Annotated in this window: 20 protein-coding genes; 8 read left to right on the top strand and 12 right to left on the bottom strand. The window is 44.9% G+C overall.

Going from position 1 to position 20,292, the window contains the following annotated elements:
* Window positions 1–115: 115 nt before the first annotated feature.
* Window positions 116–328, bottom strand: coding sequence for an Hfq-related RNA-binding protein (locus tag Q5691_RS08870; protein WP_333057289.1), 213 nt, complete (start codon window positions 326–328; stop codon window positions 116–118).
* Between the two features lie 312 nt (window positions 329–640).
* Between Q5691_RS08870 and dapF the strand changes: the two genes are divergently transcribed.
* Together dapF and Q5691_RS08860 are read left to right on the top strand one after the other, a co-directional pair.
* Window positions 641–1,525 (top strand): diaminopimelate epimerase, encoded by an 885-nt coding sequence (gene dapF / locus Q5691_RS08865; RefSeq protein WP_333307737.1) that lies wholly within the window; start codon window positions 641–643, stop codon window positions 1,523–1,525.
* Between the two features lie 222 nt (window positions 1,526–1,747).
* Window positions 1,748–2,893, top strand: coding sequence for a hypothetical protein (locus Q5691_RS08860; protein ID WP_333344531.1), 1,146 nt, complete (start codon window positions 1,748–1,750; stop codon window positions 2,891–2,893).
* A gap of 167 nt (window positions 2,894–3,060) precedes the next feature.
* Here Q5691_RS08860 and Q5691_RS08855 read toward each other — a convergent pair whose 3' ends face one another.
* A complete protein-coding gene (locus Q5691_RS08855) occupies window positions 3,061–4,245 on the bottom strand; it encodes an aspartate aminotransferase (RefSeq protein ID WP_333344529.1) in 1,185 nt (394 codons plus the stop codon).
* A 99-nt stretch (window positions 4,246–4,344) separates the two neighbouring features.
* Complete coding sequence (locus Q5691_RS08850) at window positions 4,345–5,490, bottom strand: iron-containing alcohol dehydrogenase family protein (protein ID WP_333344528.1); 1,146 nt, start codon at window positions 5,488–5,490, stop codon at window positions 4,345–4,347.
* 203 nt (window positions 5,491–5,693) lie between these two features.
* Between Q5691_RS08850 and Q5691_RS08845 the strand changes: the two genes are divergently transcribed.
* Window positions 5,694–6,161 carry a DUF29 domain-containing protein gene (locus Q5691_RS08845; RefSeq protein WP_333344526.1) on the top strand — a complete coding sequence of 156 codons (468 nt, stop codon included), beginning with the start codon at window positions 5,694–5,696 and terminating at the stop codon, window positions 6,159–6,161.
* A gap of 91 nt (window positions 6,162–6,252) precedes the next feature.
* On the opposite strand, the gene Q5691_RS08840 is transcribed toward Q5691_RS08845, so the two are convergent.
* From Q5691_RS08840 to Q5691_RS08800, 9 genes are all read right to left on the bottom strand, one after another.
* The gene (locus Q5691_RS08840) at window positions 6,253–6,582 is read right to left on the bottom strand and encodes a type II toxin-antitoxin system PemK/MazF family toxin (RefSeq protein ID WP_333344524.1); all 330 of its coding nucleotides are present in this window, start codon (window positions 6,580–6,582) and stop codon (window positions 6,253–6,255) included.
* Entirely contained in the window at window positions 6,569–6,862 is a 294-nt protein-coding gene (locus Q5691_RS08835) for a hypothetical protein (RefSeq protein WP_333344522.1), read from the bottom strand. The genes Q5691_RS08840 and Q5691_RS08835 overlap by 14 nt, the downstream gene beginning before the upstream one ends.
* A 134-nt stretch (window positions 6,863–6,996) precedes the next feature.
* Complete coding sequence (locus Q5691_RS08830) at window positions 6,997–7,281, bottom strand: peptidase (protein WP_333344520.1); 285 nt, start codon at window positions 7,279–7,281, stop codon at window positions 6,997–6,999.
* Window positions 7,282–7,500: 219 nt separating this feature from the next.
* Complete coding sequence (locus Q5691_RS08825) at window positions 7,501–7,932, bottom strand: hypothetical protein (RefSeq protein WP_333231301.1); 432 nt, start codon at window positions 7,930–7,932, stop codon at window positions 7,501–7,503.
* A 270-nt stretch (window positions 7,933–8,202) separates the two neighbouring features.
* Window positions 8,203–8,559 carry a type II toxin-antitoxin system PemK/MazF family toxin gene (locus Q5691_RS08820; protein ID WP_333344518.1) on the bottom strand — a complete coding sequence of 119 codons (357 nt, stop codon included), beginning with the start codon at window positions 8,557–8,559 and terminating at the stop codon, window positions 8,203–8,205.
* Window positions 8,549–8,890 carry a DUF2281 domain-containing protein gene (locus tag Q5691_RS08815; RefSeq protein ID WP_333344516.1) on the bottom strand — a complete coding sequence of 114 codons (342 nt, stop codon included), beginning with the start codon at window positions 8,888–8,890 and terminating at the stop codon, window positions 8,549–8,551. Before Q5691_RS08815 ends, Q5691_RS08820 begins: the two co-directional genes overlap by 11 nt.
* Before the next feature lie 105 nt (window positions 8,891–8,995).
* Window positions 8,996–11,113, bottom strand: coding sequence for a WD40 repeat domain-containing protein (locus Q5691_RS08810; RefSeq protein ID WP_333344513.1), 2,118 nt, complete (start codon window positions 11,111–11,113; stop codon window positions 8,996–8,998).
* A 105-nt stretch (window positions 11,114–11,218) separates the two neighbouring features.
* Window positions 11,219–12,907, bottom strand: coding sequence for a DNA repair helicase XPB (locus Q5691_RS08805; RefSeq protein ID WP_333344511.1), 1,689 nt, complete (start codon window positions 12,905–12,907; stop codon window positions 11,219–11,221).
* Window positions 12,908–13,180: 273 nt separating this feature from the next.
* The gene (locus Q5691_RS08800) at window positions 13,181–15,046 is read right to left on the bottom strand and encodes a hypothetical protein (protein ID WP_333344509.1); all 1,866 of its coding nucleotides are present in this window, start codon (window positions 15,044–15,046) and stop codon (window positions 13,181–13,183) included.
* Window positions 15,047–15,421: 375 nt separating this feature from the next.
* Between Q5691_RS08800 and Q5691_RS08795 the strand changes: the two genes are divergently transcribed.
* The 5 genes from Q5691_RS08795 to Q5691_RS08775 all read left to right on the top strand — a co-directional run bounded on the left by Q5691_RS08795 (window position 15,422) and on the right by Q5691_RS08775 (window position 20,021).
* Window positions 15,422–16,846 (top strand): aspartate ammonia-lyase, encoded by a 1,425-nt coding sequence (locus tag Q5691_RS08795; RefSeq protein ID WP_333344507.1) that lies wholly within the window; start codon window positions 15,422–15,424, stop codon window positions 16,844–16,846.
* Between the two features lie 174 nt (window positions 16,847–17,020).
* Window positions 17,021–17,347 (top strand): hypothetical protein, encoded by a 327-nt coding sequence (locus Q5691_RS08790; protein ID WP_333211206.1) that lies wholly within the window; start codon window positions 17,021–17,023, stop codon window positions 17,345–17,347.
* 125 nt (window positions 17,348–17,472) lie between these two features.
* Window positions 17,473–18,432, top strand: a complete 960-nt coding sequence (locus tag Q5691_RS08785; protein ID WP_333211208.1) for a DUF362 domain-containing protein — start codon at window positions 17,473–17,475, stop codon at window positions 18,430–18,432.
* Window positions 18,433–19,279: 847 nt separating this feature from the next.
* Window positions 19,280–19,663 (top strand): class I SAM-dependent methyltransferase, encoded by a 384-nt coding sequence (locus tag Q5691_RS08780; RefSeq protein WP_333211213.1) that lies wholly within the window; start codon window positions 19,280–19,282, stop codon window positions 19,661–19,663.
* The gene (locus tag Q5691_RS08775; protein ID WP_333211214.1) at window positions 19,647–20,021 is read left to right on the top strand and encodes a hypothetical protein; all 375 of its coding nucleotides are present in this window, start codon (window positions 19,647–19,649) and stop codon (window positions 20,019–20,021) included. Before Q5691_RS08780 ends, Q5691_RS08775 begins: the two co-directional genes overlap by 17 nt.
* Window positions 20,022–20,292 lie beyond the last annotated feature (271 nt).

Here is a 20,292-nt window from a genome sequence, read left to right as displayed (position 1 = left end):
TGACGGTTGGCAGTTGACAGTTCAGAGTTGGCAGTTGACTGTGGTGAGCTTTCCAGCCAACAGTCAACTGTCAACAATGCCCGATGCCCGATGCCCCATGCCCCATGCCCCACTCTTACCCGTTGGGTTTGAGATAAGCAATTGCTGGCCGCGAGATCAGAATTTGTGTTTCTGACGGATCTAGGAGGCAAATGCAGCTATTATCCTGCCAAAAAATTCTGCCAGCTACTAAGTCGCCGGTCAGGAGTTTGATCTCCACCTGTTGTTTGTCTTTGATGTAGCTTTGTATTAAGCGAACGCTGGGCAATCCGGTTTCAAATTCAGACATAGTTCAGAAAAATATAGTCAAATATTACCTTAAACCATATTCTTCTCTTTATACCGTTTAACCCTTACTGCCACAACTACAAGCGCGTCTAATCGATGAGGGAGAAACCCATTGGCAGTTACTTTTTGACGAATATTCATTGAGCTATTGACATCAGCATTAATTAGGTATCCCGGTGGAGTTATAAATATTATATTTGTTTATATTTCAGTAGAAAGGACTATAAATTGCATAAAGTTTTATAATACTGGGAACTGGGTAATTTGGTAATCAAATTGTCTAATCAGTTTTAACCAAAAGAGGTTTGTTTTTATGCCGATCGAGTTTGCGAAGTATCACGGACTGGGAAATGATTTTATTCTGATTGACAACCGCCACTCGTCAGAACCGGTGATCACGCCAGAACAAGCTGTGGATTTGTGCGATCGACATTTCGGGATTGGCGCAGACGGTGTGATATTTGCTCTTCCGGGTCAAAACGATACTGACTATACGATGCGGATTTTTAACTCCGACGGTTCGGAACCGGAAATGTGCGGCAACGGGATTCGCTGTTTGGCTAAGTTTATCGCCGATTTGGAAGGGTCAGAAATTCACCCCCCCCAACCCCCCCTTGCTAAGGGGGGGAGTGAATCTAAGACTGAGTACCGGATTCACACCGGTGCGGGCGTTATTATCACCGAATTGCGATCGGACGGTCAGGTGAAGGTGGATATGGGGGTTCCCCGGCTGCTGGCTGCGGAAATTCCGACAACTTTGGCTGCAGCGGATGCCAAAGTTATTGATGTGCCGATCGAAGTTGCTGATAAATCTTGGTCTGTTACCTGCGTCAGCATGGGTAATCCTCACTGCATTACCTTTGTAGAGGATGTTTCGGCTGTTGCTTTAGAAACTGTCGGGCCTCAATTCGAGCACAACAAAGCATTCCCGCAGCGTACCAATACGGAATTTATTCAAGTGATACGTTCAGACTATGTAAAAATGCGGGTGTGGGAAAGAGGCGCGGGTGTTACTCTAGCTTGTGGGACTGGTGCTTGTGCTGCTGTGGTAGCTGGGGTGTTGGTCGGGAAGTGCGATCGGGTAACTGCGGTTGAACTCCCCGGCGGCGTTTTGGAAATCGAATGGGCAGAAGTTTCTGGGCGGATTTACATGACCGGGCCGGCACAGCGAGTATTTACTGGTTCTATGAGTGATTAGTCATTAGTCATTAGTTATTAGTCATCAGTCATTAGTCAGAAGGGATTTTTTGTTGAATTAACAAACAATAAAAATTATTGACTTCAAAATTTTTATTGAATTCTGACCAATGCCTTTTGCCTTCACAAATCATTGGCTGCGGACTGAAGACTGAAGACTAATAACTAAGCCTGAAATCTAAAATCTAAAATCTAAAATCTAAAATTAAGTAGGTGGGCTGGCATGGCGGGAGGTATTTATCTGATTCAGGACGACGACAGGCTGGTAGAAATGATGGAACAGCCCTACGACTCGGAAGACCAGTTACAAGATTTGCTAGTAACTTATCCTAATTTGATCGCGGGAGACCAAATCGATCGGGCGACACCGCGCAGGTGGCTGTTAATTTCGCGGGAAGCAGCAGTAGCCAGCGATGAGGAAACAGCGGTGCAGTGGTCGCTGGATCATTTGTTTCTCGACCAAAATGCCGTTCCTACTTTGGTGGATGTGCGGCGAACTCCGAATGCCGAACTGCGGCAAAAAGTTTTGGGTCAGTCGATCGACTATGCTGCTAATGCGTTGTTTTACTGGCCGATCGATTCAATTATTTCTCTGTTTGAAGCTAATTGTCGCGATCGGGGTCGCGATCCCGAACAGATTTTTGAAGAGTTTCTCGGCGTAAATGCTAATGAAGACAGATTTTGGCAGAAGGTTAAAACTAATTTGCAAGCGGGTAAAGTTCGCTTAGTGTTTGTAGCTGACGAGATTTCCGCTGAAATGCGCCGAGTTGTGGAATTTCTCAACGAACAAATGGACCCGGTTGAAGTTTTGGCCCTGGAAATTAAGCAGTATGTAAGCGAAGACGGCCTCAAAACTTTGGTTCCTAGAGTGATCGGTCAGACAGCAGAAGCACAGCAGAAAAAATCCAGCGCAACACGCGAAAGAAGGCGCTGGGATGAATCTTCATTTTTTGCGGAAATCAAAGCTAGACGGGGCGCGGACGAGGCGCAAATGGCAAAAGCAATTTACCTTTGGGCGAAAAGTCAAGAACCCGAAGTTCAAATCCATTGGGGGACGGGGGACGCCTACGGCGGTTTCGCGGCTCAATTGCCTCAAAGGGGAAGAAAACCCTATCAGTTATTCACTGTAGATATTGCTGGCAGAATGGAGATTTCTGCTGACAATTATGGTTCCCAGCCGCCGTTTAATGCAGAACAGAACTGGCTGGAATTGAGAAGTAAACTGAGTTCGATCGGTCTGTCGCTACCTACAGAACCAGGCGAGAGAAGGTCGCCGAGTCTGGCTTTATTTACTGTGCAAGACGAATCTGCACTGAAGCAAGTTATGGAAACTTTTGATTGGGTGATTGAGCAAATTAAAACGTTATAGTCATTAGTCAGTAGTCATTAGTCAGTAGTCCTGGGTAGTTAATAATTGGTTACGATCGCCAACAAATAACACATAATCAATAACAACTAACAACCCACAAATAACCAATAACAACTAACAACTCACAAATCACCAATCACAACTGACTAATGGCTACTGACTAATGACTACTGATAGCGAATGTTTGCTTGTTTCAAACGCCGCAATGCTTCTCCCAGTCGATCGCAATCTGCAATTAAACTAATTCTCACATATCCTTCGCCGCCCGGCCCAAAAGCATTGCCAGGAGTCACCACAACACCCGTTTGCTGCAAAACATTCAGGGCAAAATCAGTCGAACTCATGCCCGGAGTGCAGGGAACCCAAAGATACATTGCAGCCAGAGGTTTAGGAATATTCCACCCTAATTCTGCCAATCCTTCAACCATGAAATCCCGGCGATTCCTGTAACGATTCTGCACTTCGTGCAAGTAACTGTCGGGCAATTGCAGTGCTGTTTCTGCTGCTGTTTGCAAAGCGGAAAATATACCGTAATCTAGGTTAGTTTTTAATGTCCGCAAACCTTGAATAATTTTGCTATTTCCTACTACAAAACCGACGCGCCAGCCGGCCATATTGTAGGTTTTGGACATGGTGTGAAATTCGACGCCGATTTCTTTCCCGCCGGGAATTTCTAATAAACTTGTCGGTTGATAGCCGTCAAAGGCTAATTCCGCATAACACAAGTCGTGAACCAGCAAGATTTGATGTTTGTGTGCAAAAGCAACAATATCTTTGTAAAATTCGCGGGGTGCTGTTGCTCCAGTCGGATTACTGGGATAATTGAAATAGAGGATTTTGGCTTGTTCGGCTACGCTGTCGGGAATGTCGGCTAAGTCAATTACCCAGTCATTTTCGGGTTTGAGGATGATGTTGTGAACTTTTGCACCGGCGATGATTGGGCCGCGAAATAATACGGGATAAGCAGGACTTGGTACTAATATTAAGTCCCCTGGATTGATGTAGGCGATCGCAAAATGTGCTAAACCTTCTTTAGAACCCAACAAAGGCAATGCTTCGCTTTCTGGATCGAGTTCAACGTTGTAGCGGCGGCTGTACCATTTAGTAATAGTACGGCGGAAACTGGCAGTTCCTTCAAAGGGTGGATAGCCGTGATTGGCAGAATTTTGGATGGCTGCGACAGCGGCTTCTACTACTGGTTGAGGAGTCGCCCCGTCGGGGTTTCCCATTCCTAAGTCTATTAAATCGAGTCCTTGTTCGCGGGCGCGGGCTTTGAGTTCGTCGAGACGGGCAAATACGTAGGGCGGTAGTTTTTGCAACCTGTCAGCAGGGCTAATCCAATCCAAGGTCATTTATTTTGTGTCAGTTGTCAGTTTTCCTGGTTTGTAGTAAGGACTTTCGTCCTTGCTAGCACAGCCTTTTCAGGACTTAAGTCCTTACTACAAACTGTTTTAATTCTTAATCTTTAATTCTCCCACAGGTGCGGTGGTAGAAACCATCGCTGCCATTAATTGTTGGGGAACAACTTTAAAAGGCAGTCGGTGGATGTCGGAATTGGGATTGCAGGCTATGTCGGCGGCGCGCTGCAATTCTGCTATGGTAATGTCTCCGAGTCCGAGGTTGTCTAATGTTTGGGGCAATCCAATCTCGGCGTAAAATTTTAGCAGTTGCTGTCTGGCGCTAGCTGCGAGTTGATTGTTTTGCAGCATTTCTTCTAGTCGCAGTTGTACTAAAATGCCGTAGGCGACTTTTTCGCCGTGCAATGTGCCGTGACTTGCTAATAGATGAGTTAGGCCGTTGTGGACAGCGTGGGCGGCGACGGTGCGACATTGGGCGCCGCCAATTCCGCCGATTACTCCTGCTAGCAATACGGCGGCATCTGTGACTTCTTGCCAGGTTTCGCTACCGGGTTCTTTGAGGGCGGCGGCTGATTTTTGGAATAATATATCGCGCAGTATTCTAGCTTGTTGAACGGCGGAAATTATCAGGGTTTGTTCGGAGTGTCCGCTGCTGACTGATGCTTCGTACCATTTGGCGATCGCATCTCCAATTCCTGCTACTAATGTCCGCTGTGGTGCGGTTTGAATCAAGCCGTAGTCGAGTATTAATAAGTCGGGACATCTGGCTAATGTGACATCGTATTGGAATGCACCTTGTTCTGAATAAATGTTAGAAAGGGCTGTCCAAGCGGCACAGGTGGCTGCTGATGTGGGTATGGTGACGATCGGGATTTTGCACTGATGGGCGACGAGTTTCGCTGCGTCTAAGGCTTTGCCGCCGCCGACACCGATGATGAAATCGGCTTCATGGGTTTGGGCTGCTGCGCGCAGGGTTTCGAGGCTGGTTTCGCTGCAATCCTTGCCGTATGCTGTTTCGGCGGATTTTAACTGCTGCTGTTCGAGGATTGGTTGCAGGTAGGGTTGGGCGGCGGCGAGGGAGTTGCTGCCGCCGACGATTAGCGGCCGCTTTCCGAAACGGGCGATCGCATCTCCGGCTTGTGCGATGGCCGATCGACCTCGCAATACACAGGCGGGAGCAATTGTCAAGGAATAAATTGCTGTTGGGGTGGCGGTTTTAGTGCTTTGGGTTTGAGTCATCGAACCACTGGATAAGTGACGAGAAGGTTGACGCTTTGCAGGATTGCTGGATTTTATAGGATAACTCTAACCCATGTTGAGCGATCGGGTAAGTTTTGTAAAGTTTTTATTAAGTATTGTGCGGGGTTGGGGGATGGAAGGGAGGAGTTGAGGGCGATCGCTATGATAAATTTAGGAATATAAGCAATTTCAAGGATAGGGCAATGCTGACTAAACAAGATTGGGACTGGTTAGCAGTGTGTTCTCATTATCAAACGGCTGTCACAGTCCAGACACTTCTCAAAGAAGGAAAATCTATGGAAGCAACGGCAGGTTTAGAATCTTTAATTGAAGCAATGGGAAGAACCGAAAAACGAGCATTAAAAAGCCAGTTAATTCGTTTAATGCTTCATATTATTAAATGGAAATCTCAACCTGAAAAACGAACTGCTAGCTGGGCTATTAGTATTCGTTCGGCGCGACGAGAGATTGAAGAAAGTCAAGAAGAAATGCCGAGTTTAAACCGTGATTTTATTGAGTCTATCTGGGAGAAATGTTTTCAAGTTGCGGTGAAAGATGCCGAGGATGAAATGGGTAAAAAATGTCAATTAACCTCACTGGCTTGGTCTGAAGTTTTTGAGGATGAATATACTTTGTCGGATGGCGCTTTAGAAGATGGAAATTTTGAGTAATGTGTCAGACGCATTTTTTGGACTGACGCAGCCACCTGGTTTCTCAACCCAACCTGTTTACTGATCGAGACTTACGCAGAACCTTTATAGGTTAGAATTGAGGCTTAACGTACAAATCCCAGACTCGTTTCACTTCTGCTGCATCCGGTTGAGAAATTTGCCCGATTTTTGCTAGCAACAAAGACTTTTCCAGACAATCTAATCTAGACAAGCGTACTGTTGAAGCAACGCGCAAACCGCTGGCAGACCAATCATTAAGAAATACATCAGTTTGGCTGCGGGGTTTTGCAGAGGTAACGACTGCTGCTACCACATCCTCGCCATCCAACCACAGCAAAAGTATGGGGCGTTTTTTAGAGCCTGCGCCGCTTGTAAAGGGAATATTTGCTACCCAAAAATCACCAGGCTCAATAGTCGTCATAAAGTCCTTCGTCTTCGGGTGCGTAACCTTTCAAAAAAGCATCATGACTGCGCGTAATAGCTGGGTCAATTAAATAGTCTTCGCCGTCTAGTAGTGAGCGCTGGAGAGGCGGGGTTTCTGTTGTCGAAGTGCCAGATTCGGAACTTATGCTAAACTGCTTTGTCTGTTGGGCTTTGTACAAGAGGAATTGAACGAAATCGAGCACTTCCTCTTGTTTTTCTATCGACAGAAGTCGCAAATTTTCTGACACGGTTTGTTCGACATTAATAGTGGGTTTCATTGAATTTTTACCCTTCAGCTTTGTTATATTTCTGCGTTATCTACATATATTGTCACGACTCTCAAAGGTGAGAGCGTTCCTGATTCTAGCCAGTCCAACAATATAACCGACCAAAGTTCCTCACCTCTGTGGTTTTAATCGTTAGAGGTGGGCTGCTTTTTCCGGCCAAACAAACCAGACATACTTAAACCAGTCACTAGCAAGCCTATCATTCCTAATCCATTTAAAATGGGGTAAATCGCTTGCAGGTGGAAGATTTCACCTGTATGAATTTTCAATAATAATCTCGATGAAATTTCTATACCGAGCGGCCACTCTCGGACAATTGTGATCACCATTCCAGTCAAGACAGTCAGCGCGATCGGCAAAGCAACAATAAGGCCTAGAATGCGGTGGTACTTGCGAAATGCTCTCTTCATAGTGGTTGAAAGTTTGGGAATACTGAGGTTATATAAGGAGCGAGCGTTGAGTGCTTGTTGCTGAGTAACTCCGATCGCATAACTCTCACAGGACTTACGCAGTCCGACGCACAGAAACCGGGTATTTTAACTTTTATTCAAGGTTTGAACCAATTACCGGAGTTAAAAAACTCGGTTTCTGCGTCTGAGACTTTAGAATCAAGCACTCACCACTGAAATTTAGGACTTAGGAATGCTACTGATCGTCTTTTCTAGCGACTGCAATTGAGTCAGCACTTGGTCTTTACTTGGCTGAGACTTTTTGAGCGAAGTCATCACTTTTTCTGTGGTATCCTCAACTGCATCGTAGCTTTTAGGAGCTTTAGCTTTGATACCGTCTTCTACTTTTTTCCAGGCATTCTCAAATTTGTCAAATTCGGTTTTCGCTTTGGCAAAGTTTCCAGCCTGAACTGCTGCTGTGGTACTGGAAACCACACCACTCAATTCTGCATAGTTTCCCTGCGATGCTGGTTTATCAGTTTTTACAGCAGTAGCAGCAGGAACCGGGGCAGGTGAAGTTGGGGGAGTGGAAGCTTCTTTAGCGCTGTCGCAACCAGCCAAAGCTATAAGGCTGATGGCGCTAAGGACAAGGATTTGATTAAAACGAGCCATGAACAATCCTCACATAGATTCATACTAAAATCTATTGTGTCACAAAGAAATCCGATCCGTGGCAATAAATCAACATCCTGCGGGATAGTAAATTTTGAAGCTGGAAGTGGGCTGATAGTTGGGTAAGTTTGGTAGGTTTGGGTTGAGGGAGGAAACGCCACTAGATGAGGGTTTGCCACTGTTGACCTGAATGCAGTGCAACCCATACTGACTAGCCTCTGGTGTGTTTTATGTTCAGAAAGCTAATTCGGGCGATCGACATTCCTGATTTTATGGACGATAATCAACACAGATAATTAAGCCTATTACTAATTCTTGCACAACCGTTTCAGAAACTTTGCCGATACATCTGACAAATCGCTCAGTAGTTACACTCCGAACTTGCAAAACATTGCCTGCTGAGTCTGCGTCTAAACAGTTTTCTTCAGTTCGCTGAATGAGAATCATGAAAGGGCGATTTTGAAATTTAGGTTGCCATGTAGCCACAGGAATTATAATCCGCATGGCGATAGAACTAAACATTTCCGAACTAATCACAACCGCAGGACGTGTTTTCTGAATTTCTTGCCCTCGGGTTGGATCAAGTTGTACCAGCCAAACCTCTCCTCGTTTTGGGTTAGTAGTCATACTCAGTCTCCCAGTCTTCGCCATCGAGTGCCGAAAACTCGGTTAATTCAGGATATGTCAAAAAATCTTCGGCTGTAGCCGGTATAAATGGTGCTAGTATTTTATGGCGTTCTGCTATTGGCAGGCTAGCAATTTCTCTAAGTGATAGCTGGAGAGTAGGTGCGGTTGTTGACGCACTGTTAGACTCAGAACTTTCGCTAGGTAACTGCTTTTTCTGTTCCGCTTTTTGCACCAGGAATTGTGCAAAATCGAGCAATTCTTGTTGTTTCTCCCTTGGCAACTGTCGCAGATTCTCTAACACTGCTTGCTCAAAATTAATTGTTTCTGACATTTCAATTACATTCCCTAAGCGTTTATCGGTTTATTTCTCACGCAGTCAAGTTTTGTAGTGCCATGTTTGCAAATTGCTCCTTAATTTTCATCTGTTTATGTTACTTTACTTATCACACCGCCAAATCTTGATACTCTCATCATTACTGCCACTAACCAGAGTGTTTCCATCTGGGCTAAAACTGACAGAATTAACCTTATCTGAATGTCCGATGAGAGTGCGAATTGTCTGTCCATTTTTTAAATTCCAAAGCTTGATAGTGTTGTCAAAACTGCCACTAGCAAGAGTTTGTCCATCCGGGCTGATGGCGACAGACTTAACATAGTCTGAATGCCCAGTGAGAGTGCAAATCTCATTTCCTTTTTTAGGATTCCAAAGCTTGATAGTATTGTCACAACTGCCACTAGCAAGAGTTCGTCCATCCGGGCTGATGGCGACAGAATACACCGACTTTGAATGCCCAGTGAGAGTGCAAATCTCCTGTCTGGTTTTCAGACTCCACAGTTTGATAGTTTTGTCCCAACTGCCACTAACAAGAGTTTGTCCATCCGGGCTGATGGCAACAGACCAAACCTGGTTTGAATGCCCAGTGAGAGTGCGGATTTGCTGTTTGGTTTTCAGATTCCACAGTCTGATAGTATGGTCACCACTGCCGCTAACAAGAGTTTCTCCGTCTGGACTAAAAGCAAGAGACCGAATTAAACCTGAGTGACCCTTGAGAGTGCTAATCTCTTGTCCTGTTTCCAGATTCCATAGCTTAATTGTTTGGTCATAACTTCCACTCGCTAAAATTTTCCCATTATGGTTAATAGCAACGCAATAAACCGCATCTGAATGCCCAGAGAAAGTACGAATTACCTCTCCTGTATGCAAATTCCAAAGTTTGCTGCAATTTCCCCTGCTATCAGTAGAAAAAGTCTTGCCATCTGGACTAACAACTACGCAATCAACAGATGACTTACCTACGCGATTAAGAGTTTTGACACATTTGAATGACTGAACTTTTTTAGTGAATGCTTCTTCTATTTGTTGTTGGCTTTTTACTTCAGCTTTGGCACATTCTTCTATTTGTTGTTGGCGTTTGGCTTCAGCTTTGGCAGATGCTTGAGATTGACCTTCTGCCTCTATTTGCTCCATCAGCTTTTTCAACTGCTGTTCATACTGTTCTCCCTGTCGCCACTGAATATCCTGAAGAATATCAAAATAAGGTTTCACCCATTCTTCTGCCAATCCATATTCAGCCAATTCATCCCTTAAATTAAACAACTGAGGTTCATAGGATGGGTCAATATTGAGATAATACAAATCCGCTAAAAATCCAGCCAGTAACTTGTGAATTGCCACAATCAACTGCCGAATCATGCGGAGGGCTTTTTTCTCACTTACCCCAGATGCTAAAAGTGCATCTTTGGTCTCTTCCCAGTCAAAAACTTTTGTAGAAAACAGGGAGACTTCCTGATTGTTGAGGAATCCCCAAAAGCCGACGCGAAAAGTTACGGCATAATCACTGATATCGCTATATAAAATTGTAGTCGGAACCGGAGATAAAATTCGCTGCAAGCGTTCCACATCAATATCACCAATCGACTCTGTGAAATAGTCGCTATAAAACTTAACTGGGCGTAAGACATCCTGTTGAGGATAATACTGTCTGAGAAAATCTCCGACACTTCTCATTTCAATTGGCAAATCTTCACAGAATGTTTCCGGGCATTGCTTGCTAATTTTGGGCGGTGATAGTAAGATTAAGAGGCGGTGTTGCTGCTGAAGTAAAATCTGCTTAGTTTCCTCTCGATTCAACTTAGAAAACCAAGTATCTTTATCCCAAATCGTTTGAATTTCAGCCAGCTTGACCTGAATATCCTTTGCTTGCAATTCCCGCATCAAATCCCGCTGCAAGGCTGCCAGCTTTAGTCTGTCTTGCTGTTCCTGTTCCTGCAACTCAATGCGACGTGCCGTTTGTGCTACTGTTAGCTTTAACAATTCCCGGTCTCTGGTATCTTTCGCCTTCGCGTATTCCAGCATTTCTTGAGAATAACGGTGTTTTGCTCGCTCTATCTCAGTCGAATCAGATGAGTTATTGGGAGCGGGAATCAGAATATCTCGGTACTTTTGAGAGTTGTTTCCGAAGGCTTCTCCTAGTTTGTGGCCGATATTTCTGGCGATGGGTGAGAGCACTCCCGATATGTAGGGAGCGATAGCGGCGATGATTGTTGGAAGCATAAATGTGGGTGAGGATGCGGTTATTAATAGTGTAGCAACTTGTTGAGATGAAAAAAGCAACTACAAGCGCGTTAATACTGTAAGAGGTCTATTATGCAAGGCAGACTAACCATCGCCTTGAACTTCTATGCGATAGTTGTAGCCCTGTTCGGTGAGGAATAGTTGGCGGTGTCGGGCAAAATCTTCCTCGCAAGTTTGTAGCGATACTAATGTATAAAAGCTGGCATTGTGTCCGTCGGGTTTAGGGCGGAGAATTCGTCCGAGGCGCTGCGCTTCTTCTTGGCGAGAACCATACTTTCCCGATACTTGAATCAACACATCGGCATCGGGTAAATCGACGGCAAAATTGCCCACGCGAGAGAGAATTAATCCGGGAATCTCTTTGTGACGGAATGCTTCGTATAACCGATCGCGCTCTGCCTGTTTTGTCTTCCCCGTAATCAGAGGCAATTCGGTAATTTTGGCGATCGCATCCAACTGTTCGAGATACTCACCAATAATTAAAATACGGTGTCCCGCCTCCTTTTGCAATAAACTTTGTACCACATCCAACTTACCCGGATTTTCCGCAGCAATCCGAAACTGGCTGCGGCGGGGTGCTAGGGCATATTCCATTTTTTCCGCTTCATTTTGCGCGACGCGGATTTCCGTACAATTCGCAGTGGCAATAAATCCCTGTCCTTCCAATTCGCGCCAAGGTACGTCATAGCGCTTGGGCCCAATCAACGTGAAGACATCGCCTTCTTTCCCGTCTTCGCGAATCAATGTCGCAGTTAAACCTAACCTGCGTCGTGCTTGTAATTCAGCGGTGATCCGAAATATCGGTGCAGGTAATAGATGGACTTCATCATAAATAATCAGTCCCCACGATTGGGCGTTAAACAACTCGAAATGCGGGAATTCATCATTTTTATTCGATCGATAACTGAGCATTTGGTAAGTCGAGAGAGTTACAGAAGCCGTTTTTTTGCTGTTGCTGCTGTACTCGGCGATCGCATCTTCAGTTAAACTCGTCTTGTCTAATATTTCCCTGCGCCACTGGTGTACCGAAGTCAAACTGCTGGTGAGAATCAATGTTTTTTGCTGCACCAAACTCATCGCAATCATCCCCACAATCGTCTTACCAGCGCCGCACGGTAGGACGATCGTACCGCTGCCACCTTTTACCTCTCCGCTCTGATAGAATGCTTCTACTGCTTCTTTTTGATAGGCACGCAAATTAAAGGGTAAATCGCTTCCTAAAGTGCGATCGCGCAATGCAATTGCTAACTCGGCACCCTCGACATATCCAGCCAAATCTTCCGCCGGATAACCCACGGCTAGCAAAGCTTGTTTGAGTACACCGCGATTCCCCGCATCGACTTGAAAGCAAAGATCCGAAATCCGCTTACCTAACAGCGGTTTAACGCGATCGTCCCGCACTAGCAACTCCGTCAGCGGGCGATCGGCAATCCGCAGTTGTAAATCGGGATTTTCCGCATCAATCCTTTCAATTACCGTCAATCCGTAGCGCGTACCAAGCAGTTCGATTTCCTGCGCTACCGACTCAGGAATGTCATATTTAGCATACTTTCGCAAAGCTGCGATCATCAATTCAACTAACATTCCCGCCGCCCGCGCATTCCACACGCTGAGGGGCGTGATGCGATAGGTGTGGATGTGTTCGGGACTTTTGATTAATTCGGCAAAGGGGGCGATCGCTTCTCGCGCCTGTTGTGCTGTGGGAGCGTGAACTTCTAGTAAGATCGATCGATCGCTTTGTACGATTAAAGCATTTTCGGGAACGTAAGTCATAGGAAGAAGGAAGAAGGAAGAGGGAAGAAGGAAGAAGGAAGAGGGAATAAGTTTGTTAGAACAGAAAAGTTTGGTTGATTTGCTCCAGTCCATGTTATAAGGTGCGTCGCGATTGAGATTGTCGCTCTTTTTTTAGGATTTATCGCCAGCGACGCACCGTACAAATACTCAAAGTCCCCCTTTTCAAGGGGGATTAGGGGGATCTGGACTCAGCTATAAACGAAAGATAAAAAGGTTTTCGGGTGATTTTTGACACTAATAGTATCAGGTGTATTATTTATCCCGCTGGGGTAAGACGTAGCCGACTTGCCGCAGGGCGTTGCGAAACTTAGTTTCCTGGGACAATGGAACCGTCAAAGTGCGATCGCCCGCTAGCTGACAGAATTTTTTGGTACGGGAATCATTGGCAATCAACACTGCTAAATGGGCGTTTGTGCATTCGATTAACTTGACAGTTCCTATATCTTGCAAACTATTCGCTCGTTCTGTAACATCCGTCAGAAATCGCTGTACGGTTTCCGGTAGCGGTTCGATACTTCTTGTCTCTAAAACTTCTTTAAATTCTGCTAGCGGGTATCCGGCTTCAATGGCGGTAAATAGCTTTTGTCGATCGAGTTGCCAGACGACATCTGAAACTTTTTTAGCATAGAGATCGAGGACGATCGCATCTGATGTCGCGATGCCTTCTCCTGCTACAACAATATCTAAATTGGGTAGTACGCGGAGTGTTTGACGGAACTCAATTGCTGGCGCGGTGTAATTCTGAGTCAATCCCAAACAGTAAGCCCCCAAAGCTGTCAGGCGAAAAGAGATTAAGCCGTCGTAGCGGCTGAGAAATCTCAAATCGTCCGTTCCCCAAAGATCGTCAAAATCGCTGGGTAGGAGGGACGGATCGGCATAGGCAACATCAATTATTCCCAGGGTAGCAACATACTCAAACAACAGGCAGCGCATATATCTTTCTTGCAGAATATGCCAATCGTGACTGCCCGAATATCCTAAGTTACCATACCCAAATTCAGAAATGTAGAGATTGTCGGGATCGCGCGTTACTTCAAACCGATTGCCCGTTGCCAACATATACCTGCTAAATTCGCTAAACAGAACCCATTTACCGACAGGACATTCTGCTAGCCTTGAGGCGATCGCCTCTCTCCGCCCCGCCACCGCTGTCATGCCGCGCGCGCCCTTGCCGGTTTGTCCTTTAATCGCATCAATGCGGCGAAATTCATCAAAAGAGTTTGTTTTTAACCAACGCTTCCATGCTGTCTGTAATCCTTTGGCAGGTGATTCTTGCAAAGCTTTCTGTCCCGCTTTCGTCAAAACAAGCTTTTTGCCCGATTGTTCGGCGAATTTGCTCGCTTGAGCGATCGCGGTCCAAGCAAAGGATTTGATGTTACCAACCTCGTAGAATATATCGCCCTTTTCCACGGTAGCTTGGCGCTGTTCGTCGTTATAAAAATCACCTCCTTGCAATACGGCGGCGATCGCTTTCTGAGTTGTGGCACCAGGTAATGCGGTTTTCTCACTAACGGCAACTTTGCCCGACTGAATCAGACGCAAAACTGCTTCCAAATCCTTTGGGGCTGCCCGTTCCATTTCAAAAATTGTCAAAGGAAGTTCGTACTCGGATACCTCTTTTTTAGATGTACGAAAGTTATGTTTTTCTACACGAACCATAAAATTCTCTGGCAGTACATCGCCAACCAGATTTAAGGGAGTTGCTTGAGGTTTTGGCACAAACTTCAGCAAGTTTTTTTCCAGATCGTAGGGTATCTCAGTGCCGTAGAAGAACAAGCATAGTAGGGATGGTTCTCGGTTGTATCCATAGCGATCGCTCTTTCCCCAGTTTGGTTGTTGTCCGTATTTCGCTACAAATACATCGGCATCATAGCCACCACCTGACCCATGTATAACTTCCGCTACGGCCGCTTTTTGCAAATCGTCTAATTGCGCCCAAACTTGCTTAAGTTTTTCTCCCTGCATTTGCTGTTTAATCCCAGCAACCAGGTCAGCTTTGCGGGTTAATTTGCGATCGCCCGACAACAGTGCATTGAGCTTTTTTAAATCTTCAACAATTATTCCTTCGAGTGCCTCTTGGAGAGTAGGAACATCATCTATGGTTTGGTAACGCGGCATAATTTTTGGCAATTCGCCTGCTGCAAAATTGTTTGTGCTACCAAATATAACAACTTTCGGAAAATTTTAACTTGAATTTTTGTAACAAAATCCCCAAGTATGGTTTAATATTTATTGTTAAACACGAAAATTTTATCTAATGAAGTACAGAAGAATGCAAGCTAAAAAACTCGGAATTACACTACTATTATTGCACAATCTTAGGTAAATAATTTTAATTTAGAATTTGAGCTTTGAGATTTAACTCAGAGTGTGAGATAATTATTTACAATCGTGACTTGTATTTTACTGAGTCCGCCGACGCGGTAAAACAGCAGTGACAGTCAGCAGCGTTTAAAAAAAATCCCAATTCCCAATTATCACAAACAAGGCGATATGAGCGAACACCAAACCATCAGCTACCGCACCGAAAGCGACTCGATGGGAGACAAACAAATCCCATCTAATGTCTACTACGGCATCCAAACCCTGCGCGCAGTTGAAAATTTCCCGATTAGCGGCATTAAGCCTTTATCAACATACGTTGAGGCTTGTGTTTTAATTAAAAAAGCAACGGCGATCGCCAATGGCGAACTCGGCTGCATTCCCCAAGACATCAGTCAAGCAATTGTCCAAGCAGCAGATGAAATCCTAGCTGGCAAATTGCGCGATCAATTTGTAGTTGATGTCTACCAAGCCGGCGCCGGAACTTCTCACCACATGAATGTTAATGAAGTTCTTTCAAATCGCGCTTTGGAAATTATGGGCGAGGAAAAAGGCAATTACAAGCGCATCAGTCCTAACGATCATGTAAACTACGGTCAATCGACAAATGATGTGATTCCGACGGCGATTAGGATCGGCGGATTGTTGGCGTTAGAAAAAACTCTTTTTCCGGCTTTGTCGGATGCCGTAGTCGCCCTAGAAAATAAAGCAGAAGAATTCAAAGATATTGTTAAATCAGGCCGCACTCACCTACAAGATGCTGTGCCGGTTCGACTCGGCGATACCTTCGGCGCTTGGGCGCAAATTCTGAAAGAACATACCTTGAGAATTGACAGGGCATCCGATGATTTGACATCCCTGGGATTGGGGGGAAGTGCGGCAGGAACCGGGTTAAATACTCACCCTGAATACTGTCAAAAAGTTGCTGAAATTCTCTCCGAATTAATCGACCACCCCCTGAAACCAGCAAAGCATTTAATGGCTGCTATGCAGAGTATGGCACCGTTTGTAAATGTTTCCGGTGCACTGCGAAATCTCGCTCAGGATTGCGTTAAAATGTCCCATGACTTGCGTTTGATGGACTCCGGGCCGAAAACGGGTTTGAAAGAAATTCAACTGCCTCCTGTGCAACCTGGTTCGTCAATTATGCCGGGAAAATACAATCCTGTGATGGCAGAAATGACATCGATGGTTTGTTTTCAAGTTATGGGTTACGATAGCGCGATCGCCCTGGCGGCCCAAGCGGGACAATTAGAATTGAACGTGATGATGCCCCTGATTGCCTACAATCTCATTCACAGCATCGAAATTTTGGGCAATACCATCAGCGCTTTGACTACACAATGCCTCGCGAAAATTGAAGCTAAGGGCGATCGGTGTCTTGCTTATGCTGAAGGTAGTCTCGCCCTCGTTACCGCCCTCAACACTCACATCGGCTATCTCAACGCCGCTGCTGTCGCCAAAGCATCCCTAGAAACTGGCAAATCTCTGCGGCAAATTGTGTTAGAACAGGGTTTAATGAGTGCAGAAGACTTGGCAAAAGTTCTAGATTTAAAGAAAATGAGTGCGATGCCAACATCTTCTGCTAACGTATAGTATCTCGCAGGAATCAGCTAGAAACTAGAAGGCTGAACTCGATTTAATTCTGCCTTCTACCTTCTGAGTTCTGCCCGATCACTGTCACAGGTTAAAGTTAAACAATTCAGAATTCATTTTTTTTACATTTAATTCTGAATTTTTTTTATAGTCTAAAGTTTGGGAGCAAAATTTATGCGCGCAGGTTCTTTTGCCAAATTAACTCAAGATAGAGAGAACACGACTCAAGTGACATTTCATTATGTGGAAGGTCACGCAGAAACCTTTACTATTCCGATGCCTGCACAAGAATTCCAAGAGGAAGTGCTGCATTTGTTAAATCAACCTTGGTTGACTTTCCATTTAGCAGATCAAACGGTTTTTATCTGCACTGCCCGGTTGGTGAAAGTGGAAGTTAAACCTGCTATCCCTGAACTGCAAGGTCAAGGAGTATTCTCTAACTCGCTGCGAGTTAGTACCATGCAGCGGGCTGCTGTTGGCAGATTGCCGATGGATACTTAGGGTTCATTTGTATTGAGATTATTCTTGGTAACGCACGCGCGGAACACCCTGCTTAGGGTGTTCCGCGCGTGCGTTATATTTAGATTATTCCCGATCGATAACCAATTACCAATCAATTCATAATTATGTCTGCTGTTAGTTTAATTCAGGCCAATTCATACGATCGCCAAATCTTGCAAGCATCTTTAGAAAGTTTGCTGGCACCCTTGGGCGGAATCTCGGCTTTTGTCAAATCGGGCGATCGGGTTTTACTCAAACCCAATCTCCTCACCGGTTCTCGCCCTACAAAAGAATGCGTCACCCGCCCAGAATTGGTTTACTGCGTCGCTAAAATGGTCATTGAAGCGGGAGGAAGACCATTTTTAGGCGATAGTCCAGCTTTTGGTAGCGCTATGGGTGTAGCCAAAGCAAACGGTTATTTGCCACTTTTGGAAGAACTGAATTTGCCAGTAGTTGAGTTTCAAGGAAAACGCTACGAAACTGTCAGCGAAGATTTCAATCATCTGCGAATTTGCAAAGAAGCAATGGAAGCGGATGTAGTGATTAATTTGCCCAAACTCAAATCTCACGTTCAATTAACCGTGACAATGGGCGTGAAAAACTTGTTCGGCTGCGTCCCCGGCAAAATGAAGGCTTGGTGGCACATGGAAGCTGGCAAAGATAGCGCCAGATTCGGTGAAATGCTGGTAGAAACTGCCCGGGCAATTAACCCAAATTTGACGATTTTGGATGGCATTATCGGCCACGAAGGTAACGGGCCAAGTGGCGGTGAACCTAAGTTTTTGGGAATTTTAGCCGCATCTGATGATGTGTTTGCTTTGGACAGAACTTTAGTTGAAATTATTAATGCTGATCCGGCGGCGGTTCCCACTGTAGCTGCGGCGATGAGATTAGGACTGTGCTCGAATTTAGAGGATCTTGATTTTCCGCTGTTGCAGCCTGAAAATCTCAAGGTTTTGGATTGGAAGTTGCCGGAAAAAATGATGCCGATCGACTTTGGTATGCCCCGCGTGATTAAGTCTACTTTCAGGCATTTTTATATCCGGTTTATCAAAGAACGGATGGGGGCTTACGCCGATCGATAGGAGGCATTCACTACAAATACATAAAAATGCACGCTTGTCAATTAGCTCTTGTGCTGAAGATTCAAGAAAAGTTTGGCTTCCCAACTCAATTGGGAGCTAAATTTTCAGATCAAAGAACAGTAGCGGGCGCAATATTTGCGCCCACAGATATATGAAATGGCAAATTTCATACTTCGCTTTCGCAAAAGATTTCAGCAATATTATTGAGGTACAAATGCAACAAAGTTTTTATGGGTCTCGCTCGCAGCCTACATCGCTCCCCAGTTTTATAACTTAATTTATACTTGTAGTATTGCTGAATTCGTAAATACATGAAAACTTACTCACATCCAGATCGCAGAATGTGAAGTTTTTTTATGCAAAGTGACAAAGCAAGTTAAATGCGTTAGCTTAAATTCAATGTAAGCTGAAAACCACGCCGCAGCAATCGTGTTTCCGAAACCTAATATTTTTTGGGCAGTCATCTGCTGTATTTCGGATTCTGCAATTCTTAATGGCACATAATTAATTACTGGATTTGACATCCAACACGAGTGGTTATGAGTATGTCAAGTACCTAAATAATGAAAACTCCAATGCAAAGTCAAACGTCCTTAAGCCCTACCGTCGTCTGCCCGATATCGGGAGAGAGTATGAAACCGTGGCTATTCATACCCGGTGATTGGCGCAGACCTGCAAACAAAGAGTCATTTCAATTGTATTGGTGCGAAAAGTCACAACTTGGATGCATTCATCCTCTGCCCGATTTCAACAAAATCGCCAGCTTCTACGACATCGATGAGTATTATACTCATCATATAGACTTTACAGGCTTCGTATCTGCCTCTTCTATTCCTTCTTCGATAAATTGCGTACCCATCTAGCTTGGCGTTTTGATCGCGGAGTAGATGTCACAAGTAAATGGTGGAAGCAACAGTTCGGGACTGCTTCGTGCTCGATATTAGAAATCGGTTGCGCCAACGGGCACCTGTTGCAAGAATTGCAAGCAGATGGTCACAAAGTCTGGGGTGTAGAACCCGATCGACAAGCTTTGGTTTTGGCCCAACAGCGAGGTCTTGATGTATTTTATGGTACTGCTGAATCTTTGCCCCCGGAAGTCAAGTCTAGACAGTACGACATAATTGTGATGAACCACGTACTCGAACATACCAGAGATCCTTTACTTGCACTCCGCAATGCCATGCAATTGCGGAGTGGATGGTGGCAAATTGGTAATGGAAGTACCAAATAACTCTTGTATTGGGCTGAAGTCATCAGGGATTGCATGGATGCATCTAGATGTACCAAGGCATTTGTATTTCTTCACACTGCAGAGCTTCCGCGCTATCTGTGAAAAAGTGGGATTTGAGATAATTTCTACTGAGTTGAATGGCTACTATCGCCAATTTGCCAACAGTTGGATCGATGATGAAAGAAAAATTTTTAGTGTGTTCGATTCAATGGCATCTCATCAGATAGTAAAGCTCCAAGAAAACATTAAATTCCAAGCTTGGAAGCTACTGCTGAAAACAATTGTTGCTGCTGATGAAGACAAGTACGATTCGATCCGGATTGTGTGTGGCACAAAAGCCATAGCAAAATCTAGGTAAGGGCAATAAATTTGTGGTTTGATTATCCAGTTTGGTTACACACTCACACTACTTTTGCGATCCCCTGCGATCGTCGCCCAGGCCAGGAGTACAGTCACACCAAATGCGACTATTGACCCAGCAATCCACCTGACTTGATCGAGACTTACCAACCAACTTTGTTTGTAAGGTGTGCAGTCCGCAGCTTACTGCATCATTGGTGACAAGTTAAGACTGTAAGTCTTTTGTCAAGAGGCTTTTAGAGAATTGTTGAAAAAAAACTGGTCAGACC

The sequence above is a fragment of the Microcoleus sp. w1-18aA5 genome (assembly GCF_036701705.1).
Classification (GTDB): Bacteria; Cyanobacteriota; Cyanobacteriia; order Cyanobacteriales; family Microcoleaceae; genus Microcoleus.
The sequence above is the reverse complement of the archived record's forward strand: the minus strand, read 5'-3'. Positions and strand labels throughout refer to the sequence as shown.